This window comes from Staphylococcus sp. HMSC034C12 (assembly GCF_001835895.1).
Taxonomy (GTDB): Bacteria; Bacillota; Bacilli; order Staphylococcales; family Staphylococcaceae; genus Staphylococcus; species Staphylococcus hominis.
Window position 1 is genome coordinate 1 of record NZ_KV826352.1, and the last position, 12,114, is coordinate 12,114.

The 12,114-nt window shown below is 29.7% G+C and carries 12 protein-coding genes and 1 riboswitch; of the genes, 7 read left to right on the forward strand and 5 right to left on the reverse strand.

The window, feature by feature from the left end; translation table 11 throughout:
• Positions 1-200 precede the first annotated feature (200 nt).
• From HMPREF2629_RS09005 to graF, 4 genes are all read right to left on the reverse strand, one after another.
• Positions 201-1,010 (reverse strand): energy-coupling factor transporter transmembrane component T family protein, encoded by an 810-nt coding sequence (locus HMPREF2629_RS09005; RefSeq protein ID WP_017175761.1) that lies wholly within the window; start codon positions 1,008-1,010, stop codon positions 201-203.
• Positions 1,003-2,406 (reverse strand): ABC transporter ATP-binding protein, encoded by a 1,404-nt coding sequence (locus tag HMPREF2629_RS09010; RefSeq protein WP_070813311.1) that lies wholly within the window; start codon positions 2,404-2,406, stop codon positions 1,003-1,005. Before HMPREF2629_RS09010 ends, HMPREF2629_RS09005 begins: the two co-directional genes overlap by 8 nt.
• Positions 2,407-2,418: 12 nt before the next feature.
• Complete coding sequence (locus HMPREF2629_RS09015; protein ID WP_002448226.1) at positions 2,419-2,994, reverse strand: ECF transporter S component; 576 nt, start codon at positions 2,992-2,994, stop codon at positions 2,419-2,421.
• 92 nt (positions 2,995-3,086) lie between these two features.
• Positions 3,087-3,188: riboswitch (TPP riboswitch) on the reverse strand.
• A gap of 264 nt (positions 3,189-3,452) precedes the next feature.
• Positions 3,453-3,572, reverse strand: coding sequence for a glycopeptide resistance-associated protein GraF (gene graF, locus HMPREF2629_RS11220; protein ID WP_002448238.1), 120 nt, complete (start codon positions 3,570-3,572; stop codon positions 3,453-3,455).
• A gap of 152 nt (positions 3,573-3,724) precedes the next feature.
• On the opposite strand from graF, the gene auxA reads away from it, so the two are divergent.
• The 5 genes from auxA to ptsP all read left to right on the forward strand — a co-directional run bounded on the left by auxA (position 3,725) and on the right by ptsP (position 9,211).
• On the forward strand, positions 3,725-5,020 hold the full coding sequence (gene auxA, locus HMPREF2629_RS09020) for a lipoteichoic acid stability factor AuxA (RefSeq protein WP_017175758.1): 1,296 nt from the start codon (positions 3,725-3,727) through the stop codon (positions 5,018-5,020).
• A 153-nt stretch (positions 5,021-5,173) separates the two neighbouring features.
• On the forward strand, positions 5,174-6,346 hold the full coding sequence (locus HMPREF2629_RS09025; protein WP_019835358.1) for a class I SAM-dependent rRNA methyltransferase: 1,173 nt from the start codon (positions 5,174-5,176) through the stop codon (positions 6,344-6,346).
• A 65-nt stretch (positions 6,347-6,411) separates the two neighbouring features.
• Positions 6,412-6,954, forward strand: a complete 543-nt coding sequence (locus HMPREF2629_RS09030) for a DUF697 domain-containing protein (protein WP_017175756.1) — start codon at positions 6,412-6,414, stop codon at positions 6,952-6,954.
• Positions 6,955-7,226: 272 nt separating this feature from the next.
• Complete coding sequence (locus HMPREF2629_RS09035; RefSeq protein WP_002448249.1) at positions 7,227-7,493, forward strand: phosphocarrier protein HPr; 267 nt, start codon at positions 7,227-7,229, stop codon at positions 7,491-7,493.
• Between the two features lie 2 nt (positions 7,494-7,495).
• A complete protein-coding gene (ptsP, locus tag HMPREF2629_RS09040) occupies positions 7,496-9,211 on the forward strand; it encodes a phosphoenolpyruvate--protein phosphotransferase (protein ID WP_049416172.1) in 1,716 nt (571 codons plus the stop codon).
• Between the two features lie 52 nt (positions 9,212-9,263).
• Here ptsP and HMPREF2629_RS09045 read toward each other — a convergent pair whose 3' ends face one another.
• Positions 9,264-9,497: a glutaredoxin family protein gene (locus HMPREF2629_RS09045; RefSeq protein WP_049382531.1), complete on the reverse strand. Its 234-nt coding sequence runs from the start codon at positions 9,495-9,497 to the stop codon at positions 9,264-9,266.
• A gap of 195 nt (positions 9,498-9,692) precedes the next feature.
• Here HMPREF2629_RS09045 and HMPREF2629_RS09050 point away from each other — a divergent pair, with 195 nt between their 5' ends.
• Both HMPREF2629_RS09050 and HMPREF2629_RS09055 read left to right on the forward strand, forming a co-directional pair.
• Positions 9,693-11,039, forward strand: a complete 1,347-nt coding sequence (locus tag HMPREF2629_RS09050) for a cytochrome ubiquinol oxidase subunit I (protein WP_017175753.1) — start codon at positions 9,693-9,695, stop codon at positions 11,037-11,039.
• The gene (locus HMPREF2629_RS09055; protein WP_017175752.1) at positions 11,039-12,055 is read left to right on the forward strand and encodes a cytochrome d ubiquinol oxidase subunit II; all 1,017 of its coding nucleotides are present in this window, start codon (positions 11,039-11,041) and stop codon (positions 12,053-12,055) included. The genes HMPREF2629_RS09050 and HMPREF2629_RS09055 overlap by 1 nt, the downstream gene beginning before the upstream one ends.
• The last annotated feature ends 59 nt before the right edge of the window (positions 12,056-12,114 follow it).

Consider the following 12,114-nt stretch of genomic DNA (forward strand, 5'->3'; position numbering starts at 1 on the left):
TTTCACTTATCCAGATACTTTATGTCCCAGCCTCGTGTTTTTATATACTTCCCACTAATTGGGGTCAGTCCAGATATTCATCTATGGGTTTTTTATAATGTTAGGGTTTAATATACGAGCAAGATAAATTTACTGTATTTTTGAAACTGTTTTTATCTTTGAACTCAATTTTTACTTTAGTTTGTCTTATGTTAGATATATTACTCTAACATTTCTGAAACACGAGCATCTTCAATACCAGTGATTGGAAAATATTGAGATAAATAAAAAGCAATAATAAGTAAAGCAATTGTCATACCAACAAAAAGAATATCTTTGTATGAGAAAGGTGCTTTATAATAATAGGTACGTGGGCCATCTTTAAATCCTTTTGATTCCATAGCTACTGATAATTGATGTGCACGACGTATGTTTTGACTTAAAACTGGAATAAGTAAGTGTTTTATACGTTTAAATCCACGATAATTGGAAGCATCAATCATTTGGTAACGCATTTTTAAAGAACGTCTTAATTGGATAAATGATGTGAAAATAAGTGGTACCATACGAATAGCAGCCATAAATGCATAGGCGATTTTAGGTTTTACTTTTAAATGTTGCATTAAACTATAGAAAATCATTACAATTTGCGATGTTAATGCAATTAACACACCAAACATTGAAACAGTAATTGTTCTTAAAGATAAGTGAAGACCTCTTACAATGCTCTCAGTACTAATATGAATAATTCCCCATTCAAATAACATATGTGTACCATCACCATATAAAATCATGAATAATGATGATAGCAAGGCAAAGAGAATGGTTGCTGATAAAAATGCAGCAATGACTTTAAAAGCTGTACCATTAAAAGATAATAAAAATATAAACATTAATAAAGTAATATAAATCATGTAATCAAAATTATGCACAAAAATGATAAAAATAAATAATAAAACTCCAAGAATTAATTTCGTAATAATATTTACATCATCTACAAGTGTATGACGCTTTTTCCAACGTTCAAACATTTGATTCACCTGCCATTTCTAAAAGCTTATGATTTTCTACGACAAGTCGACGTGTTGGATAACGATGAATAATTTCAGGGTCATGCGTCACCATTACGATAGTTTGTCCTTGTTTTACACGTTCTTCAAATAGCTTAATCAATTGAAATGTATTATGACTATCAAGTCCAAATGTTGGCTCATCTAGTAAAACAATTTCAGCTTTTGAACTTAAAGCAGTTGCTACGCTTAATCGACGTTTTTGACCTGTAGATATTTCAAAAGGATGATGATGTTTAACTTTTTCTAAATGTAAAAGTTTCAAAAGATGCTCAGTTTCTTCTTTCGATTTTGCTTTATCAAGATGATTATAATGAATATTAATTTCGTCATAAACTGAATTTGTAATAAATTGAAGTTCAGGATTTTGGTATACAAGATACATATTTTGAGCAGCATCTTTAATTTTCTTCAGTAATCGCTTCTCATAAAACATTGTACCGTTGTATTTCACTAATTGCATCATAGATTCGAGTAAAGTAGTTTTACCAGCTCCATTTTTTCCAGTAATTGTAATCCATTCTCCAGGATGAATATTTAGTTCTGAAACTTCAAATAGTATATTTTTACTACGAATTATTTGTCCGTTTTGAAATTTAAAAAGTGTATTGGAATATTGGGGAGTTAAATCTTTTCGAATAGGTGCATAATCCCAAGCATGAGGATGCCATACGCCAAATTCAGTGAGTAACGATTCACAATGTTTGAGTATGTATTCAGGTGTATTATCAGCTATAATTTCTCCATCATAGTTCATTAATATGACTCGATCTACATGATGCCAAATATGTTCCACTTTATGTTCTACAATTAATACCGTTTGATCAGTCCATAAGTGAATTAATCGTTGCCATAAGTCAGCAGTTGCTTGTACATCTAACATAGCTGTAGGTTCATCTAAAAAGAGTGTATCAGCTTTCTGTAAAATCGTTTCAACGATAGCAAGCTTTTGTTTCATACCACCACTTAAATTATTTACGAAAGTTGAATTATCCACATCTAAATCTACAGACGCAAGTGCTTTTTTAATTTGTTCATCCATGTCTTCTCTTGGCACTTTTTGATTTTCTAAGACGAAAGCTAATTCTTCGTAAACTTTTGGCATACAAAATTGTGTATCTGGGTCTTGAAAAATAACCCCCGAATTAGGATCAATGTCTAGTTCATCATATTTCATCGGTAATTCTATAAGATTAGGAACAATGCCACTAAGGACATTAAGCAATGTGCTTTTACCAGATCCTGAAGGACCTAGTAAAAGCACTTTTTCTTTATCTTTAATTTCTATATTTAGATTATCGAAAATTTTTCGATCACCATTTGGATATTTTAGACGTAAATTTTTGACTTTTAACACAATCATTTCCCCTTATAAGTTGTCGTAATCTTTTTGAGAGGCAGGACGGAATAATTTAGTTACTCCAGTTTGATCTAAGGCTTTTACAATTAAATAAGAGAGTATACCAGACAGTACAATACCACTAATAGCACGGAAAATGATGAAAAGTAGTAAGTTCCAACCCGCAACTTCGTTTAGATAGCCGTAAAAATAATCTACAGGGAAAGATACTAATGCTGTTACTAAACCAGCTAACATTGCTACCATTAAAGAACGTGATTTGTATTTAAAGATAGCAAACACAACTTCACATGCTAGACCTTGTAAAATGGCATATACTATAGTAGGAATATCAAATTTCCCCATAACAATAGTTTCACCTGCACCAGCAGCAAATTCAGCAATTAATGCAATACCTGGTTTAGGAATAATTAAGTAAGCCACAATAGCAGCCATAAACCAAATACCGTATGTAAGTTGCTCTAGATGTATACCAGCTACTTGAGCTAAATTATATGGCAACCACCATAAGTTATAAATGATTGCAAAAATAACAGCAATCAGCACCGTAACTAGAATTTCTGAAAGTTTTAAACCTTTAGACATAAAATAGTTCCTCCTAAAAAAACGCACAACCCTTCGTAGAAAAGTTGTGCGTAAGTTTAAATAAAAATGCTATTGATTATTAAAAACATGATTTATTTAAGTTAACACTTTCCTACGCTAGTTTTTAACTAGATCAGGTTCAAAGGGTTTGAGGTTAAGCCTCATCTCAGTGCTATACACCCCTAGTGCATTTATATTTTATTTATTTTAAATGTATGACTTTTAATAGTAGATGTCAAGATGCTTTTAATCTATATTTAATTAAAAATAAATTATAATTAAACAGTTTACATATTTAACAATTAAAATGTAATTAGTTCTAAAAATAATGAAAGAAAGTAGGATAGATTTATTTCCAACTCAGCCATCGATAGCCAATATATTAAAAATACCTGAGACAGCTTGTATGTCTCAGGCTTATTCATTAAATATTCTTAATGATGACATAAATAAGAAAATTAGTCTAATGTATTTTGAACATCTTGTTTAGTTTGTTCAATATCATCAGTTTTTTCTTCTTTTTGTTCTTTTAATTTTTCTTCATATTCTTTTGCTTTTTTTGCATCTTCATGTGTCATAGGACAACTCTCCTTTTTCATAGATTACTTTACAAAACTAATATACCCAATTAATAAAAGAATAAACTTCATCTCAGTCTAGAGAAGTATTTTATTTTTTATTAAAGACAAGAATAGAAAGTTCATATATAATTAATTTTGAGGTGAACTGTATGTCTTTTCTTAAGAAACACGCCGAGATTATCTATAGTTACTTGATCGGTATCGTTTCACTCTTCACAGGTCTCATTATCTTAATCAATTTGCCTTTAATCCATAAACTAAAAGATAAAGATAAAATTGATTTAAAAATACATAATATATGGGACTTTCTTAATGCATTTTTTAGTGAAATAATTAGAGTGATGAGTAGATTCATAGGCAACTTTCCAGTTGTAAGTGCAGTCATAATTATTCTATTTGGTATTCTAGTCATATTGATTGGATATACGTTATTTAGAACAACCAAATACGATTACGACATCTCAATTTTCTTTTTAGTTATTGGTATTTTATACTTCCTCATTACAATTACATTGATGACTCAAGTATATGGTTTTTGGGCAATTATATTCATTATTCCATTTGTGATTCATACAGGATATATTGTTTATAAAGATGAATTGTATCAAGAAAATAGAAAAGTTCATTATTTATGGATTATTATTTCATATGGAATAAGTTACTTGATTACTCAACTGTCATTGTATGGCAAAATCGATGCAAATGAGATTGAGCCTATTGATATTTTAAGTGTAAATACATTCTTCATCATTATGTGGTTATTAGCTCAAGCGGCAATTTGGAATTTCTTATTCTTACGCCGTGCGTTACCTTTAACAAAAGAAGAATTAGGGGAAGAAGAGCCTGAATTATCAAGAACTCAAAAAGGAAACGTTTCGACTCAATCAAAAGTTCATTTTAAACAACTTCAAGATAAAACATCAGAATATGCACGTAAGACAAGAAGAAGTGTAGATTTAGATAAAATTAGATCTAAACGCGATAAATTTAAAAGTAAATTTAAAAATATTGTAGATATAGAAGAAGATGATATTCCTAAGTGGATGAGACCTCCTAAATGGATTAAACCAGCATATGTGGAAATTTTCTGTGGTTTTATCTTATTCTTATTTACATTTATAGAATTTAATAATAGAAATGCTCTATTTGTATCTGGAGAATGGGAATTATCACAAACTCAATACGTGATTGAATGGATTACACTGTTAATATTACTCTTTATTATTATCATTTACATTGCGACGACATTTACTCATTTTTTAAGAGGCAAATTTTACTATTTACAGTTGTTTATGATTAGTATTCTATTCTTCAAATTGCTTACTGAATTTATTAATATAATGATTCATGGTCTATTACTTTCAATATTTATTACACCTACATTAATTATTATGTTAATACCTGTAATTATAGCATTTTCGTTGCAATTAAAAGAAAAACCATAATCTGAGTAAGGGAGTGGAACAGAATTCATTTTTGAATTCAGTGTTCCACTTCTTTTTTTAATTTAATATTTAGGTGAAGAATTTTAAATTTGTTAAAATAGTAGAGTAGATTACAATAGATTCGTTACAAAAATTAAAATAGGAGAAATTAAAATGAAAATAGCAACTTTAAATAAAGGCAAAGAAACTAAATATTTAAATCAATATCCTTTAGTTGAAGAAGAAGATATTTTTCAACACGATCATTTAAAAGAAGGTGACTTGTTTAATATAGTTACTGAAAATAACCAATATATTGCAACAGCTTATGTAGGACGTCAACATAAAGGATTAGGATGGGTAATCACATATAGCCAAGAAGAAGATATCAATATTACTTTCTTTGAAAATTTATTTAAAAAAGCGCTAGAAGAAAGAGAGTATTACTATAATATAGAAGGAACTAATGCTTTTAGACTATTTAACGCTGAGGGAGATGGCGTTGGAGGTTTAACTATTGATAATTACAATGGACATCTACTTATTCAATGGTATTCAAAAGGAATTTACAAGTTTCGTTATATAATTATTGAAGCAATAAAAAAAGTATTTAAATTTGAATCAGTTTTTGAAAAAATGCGCTTTAAAGATACGGAGTATACAGGAGGACATGTACTTGGAGAAACTCCGGAATTTCCAATAGTTATTGAAGAAAATTTTACATTTTACAATGTTGATTTAAACGATGGATTAATGACAGGAATATTTTTAGATCAAAAAGAAGTTCGTAAAAAATTACGTGATTATTTTGCCGAAAATAGAAGTATTTTAAATTTATTTAGTTATACGGGCGCGTTTTCAGTGGTAGCATCTAAAAATGCTAAAGTTACAACAAGTGTAGATTTAGCTAATCGTTCTCGTACATTAACTGAAGAAAATTTTGGGTTAAATGGTGTAGACCCTAAAAGTCAATATATCTATGTCATGGATACATTTGATTTTTATAATTATGCAGCACGTCATGGAAAACAATATGACACAATAGTCATTGATCCACCTAGTTTTGCGCGTAATAAAAAGAAAACTTTTTCAGTACAAAAAAATTATGATGATTTAATTAATGGTGCTTTAGATGTTTTAGCACCAGATGGTACATTGCTTCTATGTACAAATTCAAGTGCTTTTTCTTTAAAAGCATTTAAAAATGTAATTAAGAAAACATTGGAACAAGCTAACGTAGAATATGAAATAGAAGAAGTCATGGGATTACCAAAAGACTTTAAAACACATCCACATTATAAACCTTCTAAATATTTAAAAGCTGTATTCATAAATATTAAGCATTAAAGTACTGAAATAGGGTATTAAATGTATATTGAAAATATTATGAAAAACGAAAGGTGAGTCAGTAAGTGGGTATTATTAATAAAATTACAAATGGAGTTACTGATAAAGTTGGTAAAAAGGTCTTAGATATAGAAGAAATTAACGAAAAAGATATCTTACCTAAAAATGAAGAAGAAATTGCACAACGTAGAGAAAAAGCTAAAGCTGTTGTTAAGAAAAAATCTTTATTATCTTCAGGGATGAGTGTTGTGCCAATTCCAGGATTAGACTTTGGTGTAGATATCAAATTGATGAAAGATATTATTGAAGATATTAATAAAATTTATGGTCTTGATCAAAAACAAGTCAATTCTCTTGGTGAAGATGTTAAAGAACGTATTTTATCAGCAGCAGCAATTCAAGGTAGTTCAATGATTGGTGAAAAAGTAACTAGTGGTGCTTTGAAATTAATTATTAGAGATGTTGCTAAGCGTACAGCAGCAAAACAAACAAAATGGTTCCCAATAGTGGGACAAGCTGTTTCAGCTTCAATTAGTTACTACTTTATGAATAAATTAGGTCAAGATCATATAGAAAAATGTGAAAAAGTTTTACGTGATATTATTTAATTTTTTAAAAATGTAGTATAATAAAAGGGAAGAAATTTATATATAACATTAGAAAATTGACTAACATAACGCTATACCTATTATAAGTAATCAAACTTTGTTTGATTACTTATATAATGACTGCTACTTTATTAATATAAGTGTATTTTTCGATAATAATTCAATTATATAAGAATTGAATTTAGTTATATATTTTGGTAGTGTTAGGGTATGAATTTTTATGTTAGATAATAAGAAAATTAATTTTCTAACTTATGGAGGAGAAATAGATTATGGAACAAAAATCATATGTAATTGTTGACGAAACTGGAATTCATGCACGTCCAGCTACAATGTTAGTGCAAACAGCATCTAAATTTGATTCAGATATTCAATTAGAATATAACGGTAAAAAAGTAAATTTAAAATCAATTATGGGCGTTATGAGTTTAGGTGTAGGTAAAGATGCTGAAATTACTATCTATGCTGATGGAAGCGATGAACAAGATGCAATTCAAGCTATCAGTGAAGTTTTATCAAAAGAAGGTTTAACAGAGTAATTATGTCTAAATTAATTAAAGGTATTGCAGCTTCTGATGGAGTTGCAATTGCCAAAGCATATTTACTAGTAGAACCTGATTTATCATTTACAAATGAGAAAATTACTGATACTGATGCTGAAATTAAAAAGTTCAGAAATGCTTTAGAAGCTTCCAAAATTGAATTAACAAAAATTAGAAATAATGCTGAAAAATCATTAGGTGCAGATAAAGCTGCTATTTTTGATGCACATTTACTTGTACTTGATGACCCAGAATTAATTCAGCCAATTGAAGATAAAATTGCGAATGAGAAAGTCAATGCTCCAGAAGCATTAAATGAAGTTACGACTCAATTCATTACTATTTTTGAATCTATGGATAATGAATATATGAGAGAACGTGCAGCAGATATTCGTGACGTTTCTAAGCGTGTACTTGCTCATCTTTTAGGCGTGGAGTTACCAAATCCTAGTATGATTGATGAAAGTGTAGTTATTATAGGAAACGATTTAACACCATCTGATACTGCACAATTAAACAAAGAGTTTGTTCAAGGTTTTGTTACAAATATTGGTGGACGTACAAGTCATTCTGCAATTATGAGCCGTTCATTAGAAATTGCAGCCGTGGTTGGTACTAAATCGATTACTCATGAAGTAAAACAAGGAGATATGGTTATTGTTGACGGTATTACTGGTGACGTTATCATAGATCCAACTGAAGACGAACTCATTGCTTATCAAAATAAACGTGAGCGTTTCTTTGAAGATAAAAAAGAATTACAAAAACTTCGTGATGCCGAAACTGTAACTGTTGACGGTGAACATGCAGAATTAGCTGCTAATATTGGTACACCTGATGATTTATATGGTGTTATGGAAAATGGCGCTGAAGGAATTGGTCTTTATAGAACAGAATTTTTATATATGGGTAGAGATCAAATGCCAACTGAAGACGAACAATTTGAAGCGTATAAAAAAGTGTTAGAAACTATGAAAGATAAACGCGTTGTTGTACGTACTTTAGATATTGGTGGAGATAAAGAATTACCATATTTAAATTTACCTAAAGAAATGAATCCATTCTTAGGTTATCGTGCAATTCGTTTGTGCTTAGATCAACAAGACATCTTCAGAACACAATTACGTGCGTTATTACGCGCATCTGCTTATGGTAAATTAAATATTATGTTCCCAATGGTAGCCACTATTAAAGAGTTTAGAGATGCTAAAGCTATTCTTTTAGAAGAAAAAGATAAATTAACTAGCGAAGGACAAGAAGTTGCTGATGATATCGAAGTAGGTATCATGGTAGAGATTCCTTCTACTGCTGCGTTAGCTGATATCTTTGCTAAAGAAGTAGATTTCTTTAGTATAGGAACTAATGACTTAATTCAATATACTATGGCAGCTGACCGTATGTCTGAACGTGTTTCATATTTATATCAACCATATAACCCAGCAATTTTACGTTTAGTTAAACAGGTCATTGAAGCTTCTCATAAAGAAGGTAAATGGACTGGTATGTGTGGTGAAATGGCTGGCGATGAAACAGCAATTCCATTATTATTAGGTTTAGGATTAGATGAGTTCTCTATGAGTGCAACCTCTATTCTTAAAGCTAGAAGACAAATTAATGGTTTAAGTAAAAATGAAATGGCGGAATTAGCAAATCGTGCCATTAATTGTGCAACACAAGATGAAGTTAAAGAACTTGTTCATCGCATTTCTAAATAATATTAAAAATACCTGAGACAATTTATGATGTCTCAGGTTCTTTTTTTATGTATTACAGTTGGATATCAAATATTCTGTTGATTTTTTCTAAATCTACATGATACATAGGCTCCTCATTTAATAAGATAAATGGTGTAGAGAATGCATCATATTCTAACATTTCATTACGATAAGAAGGATGCTTAATATTTTTTTCAATAAAATTAATATGATGTTCCGTTAAATAATTTTTTATAAAATTACAAGGTGGACAATCATCTTGTGTATAGATAATTATTTTAGACATAAATCATATTCTCCTTTTAATTATACTTTTCTTACTATATATAAGGTAATTAAAAAATGCAAATTTTGAATTTTATGTGAATTCCATTTAAATTATCTATTAAAAAGTAAACAAAAAAATTTTAGTTACTAATGTTTAGGTATATAATTTAAATCTATAGGATTAAATTTTAAATTATAGAAAAGGTGGTTAAGTATGAATTCTGTCGAAATTAGTCGTTTTTTGACAGGGATGACATTAGGCGTTCATATTATTTTTGCTACTATTGGAGTAGGAATGCCATTAATGTTTGCAATCGCAGAGTTTTTAGGGATCAAAAAGAAAGATCCTAAATATATAGCATTAGCAAAACGTTGGTCAAAAGGGTATACGATTACAGTTGCAGTTGGGGTTGTAACTGGAACAATTATTGGATTACAACTTTCACTTGTTTGGCCTACGTTTATGAAAATGGGTGGCCATGTTATCGCGCTTCCTCTTTTCATGGAAACATTTGCTTTCTTCTTTGAAGCAATCTTTTTAAGTATTTATCTGTATACATGGAATCGTTTTAAAAATCAATGGATACATTTTTTAATTAGTTTACCTGTTATTATTGGTGGTTCATTCTCAGCGTTCTTTATTACTTCAGTGAACTCATTTATGAATACTCCAGCAGGTTTTGAAATGAAAAAAGGTAAAATGGTGAATGTTCAACCATTTGAAGCAATGTTCAATTCTTCATTTTTAGTTAGAGCATTTCATGTTGTTGCAACAGCTGGTATGACGATGGCATTTATTTTGGCAGCAATTGCTGCATTTAAATTATTGAAAAATAAATATAGTGAAGATGCGCCATATCATAAAAAAGCGTTAAAAATGACTATGATTCTTGGATTTATTCAAACATTATTATCAATGTTAGCGGGAGATTTGTCTGCTAAGTTTCTTCATAAAGTACAACCAGAAAAATTAGCTGCATATGAGTGGCATTTTGATACACATTCCAAAGCAGATTTAGTATTTTTTGGTGTCTTAAATGAAAACACTCAAGAAGTTTCAGGAGCTATAAAAATTCCTGGATTACTGAGCTTTTTAGCTGATAATAATATTAATACTAAAGTAAAAGGTTTAAATGAATTTCCTAAAAATGATTTACCTCCATTAATCGTTCATTATTTCTTTGATTTAATGGTAGCTATGGGAATCTTTTGTTTTATCGTATCAGGCATTTTTATATTAGCATTATTGATAAAAAAACTACGTCCTATTATAACTAAAAAAGTAATGCTTTATGCAGTACTTTTAACAGGACCTGCTTCAATGCTTGCTATAGAGTTTGGTTGGTTCTTAACTGAAATGGGACGTCAACCATGGATTGTTAGAGGTTACATGCGTGTTAGCCAAGCTGCTACACAGGCAGGAGGAATTACATTAGTAACAATTTTATTCGGTTTACTTTATTTTGTACTTCTCTTTACATCTGCTTATGTATTATTGAGAATGTTTAGAAATAAACCAGCTCGCGAGGATATTGATAAAGTGATTGGAGGTCAAGAATAATGGATTATACTGGCATAGGTATTACAGTATTATGGACTTTCCTATTTTGTTATATTATCGTAGCGTCTATTGATTTTGGTGCTGGATTTTTAACTTTGCATACAAAATTAACGGGAGAAGAAAAAAAGATTAATCATCTTATAGAAAGATATTTAAATCCTGTATGGGAAGTAACAAATGTATTTTTTGTATTTTTCTTTGTAGGTTTTGTCGGATTTTTCCCAGATTCAGCTCTTTATTTAGGGACAGTGTTATTAGTTCCTGGTTCAATCGCTTTAATTCTTATTTCTATTAGAAGTAGTTTTTATGCTTTTGAACATTATGGACAAGATAATAAACTGCCTTGGATATTTTTATATGGTATTACTGGGCTTTTAATACCCGCAGCACTCGCAACTGTATTGACTATCTCAGAAGGCGGATACATTAATGAACAAGGCAATCATTTTGATTTGGATTGGGTACAATTACTATTAAGTCCTTTTGCATGGTCAGTTGTATTTTTAGCAATTGTAAGTGTGTTATATATATCATCAGGGTTTTTAACATATTACGCTTCTAAAGCAAAAGATAAAGTGGCTTATAAATTTATGCGTCAATGGTTTATGTTCTGGGGTCCACCGATGATTATTATTTCATTATTTGTATTCTTATCATTAAGAATACAAAACTCTAATCACTTTTATAATGCAATTACGCATTATTGGTGGATGTTTGCAATTAGTTTTATTTTCTTCTTAATTGCAGGAATTTTAAATATGATTAAAAAGTATCATGGTTTAGCATTTATTATGGTGATTTTACAAATGGCTTTCGCTTTTTACGGCTACGGTATGAGTAAGTTACCTTATATTCTTTATCCATATATTAAAATTTCAGATTCAGGTGTAAACTCATCAATGGGCTTAGCATTAACGATCGTCTTTATTTTAGGTTTACTTTTATTACTTCCATCGTTAATATTGTTATTGAGATTATTCGTTTTTGATAAACAATATGTGGAAGGTAAAAAGTAATTTAAATTAAGAGAGGAGCTGAAATGAGAGTGATTTATATTTATAGAACTTTGAATAAG

Coding starts and splice junctions, on each gene's coding strand:
- HMPREF2629_RS09005 (WP_017175761.1), bottom strand. CDS start 1,010: ATGTTTGAACGTTGGAAAAAGCGTCATACACTTGTAGATGATGTAAAT.
- HMPREF2629_RS09015 (WP_002448226.1), bottom strand. CDS start 2,994: ATGTCTAAAGGTTTAAAACTTTCAGAAATTCTAGTTACGGTGCTGATT.
- graF (WP_002448238.1), bottom strand. CDS start 3,572: ATGACACATGAAGATGCAAAAAAAGCAAAAGAATATGAAGAAAAATTA.
- auxA (WP_017175758.1), top strand. CDS start 3,725: ATGTCTTTTCTTAAGAAACACGCCGAGATTATCTATAGTTACTTGATC.
- HMPREF2629_RS09025 (WP_019835358.1), top strand. CDS start 5,174: ATGAAAATAGCAACTTTAAATAAAGGCAAAGAAACTAAATATTTAAAT.
- HMPREF2629_RS09035 (WP_002448249.1), top strand. CDS start 7,227: ATGGAACAAAAATCATATGTAATTGTTGACGAAACTGGAATTCATGCA.
- ptsP (WP_049416172.1), top strand. CDS start 7,496: ATGTCTAAATTAATTAAAGGTATTGCAGCTTCTGATGGAGTTGCAATT.
- HMPREF2629_RS09045 (WP_049382531.1), bottom strand. CDS start 9,497: ATGTCTAAAATAATTATCTATACACAAGATGATTGTCCACCTTGTAAT.
- HMPREF2629_RS09050 (WP_017175753.1), top strand. CDS start 9,693: ATGAATTCTGTCGAAATTAGTCGTTTTTTGACAGGGATGACATTAGGC.
- HMPREF2629_RS09055 (WP_017175752.1), top strand. CDS start 11,039: ATGGATTATACTGGCATAGGTATTACAGTATTATGGACTTTCCTATTT.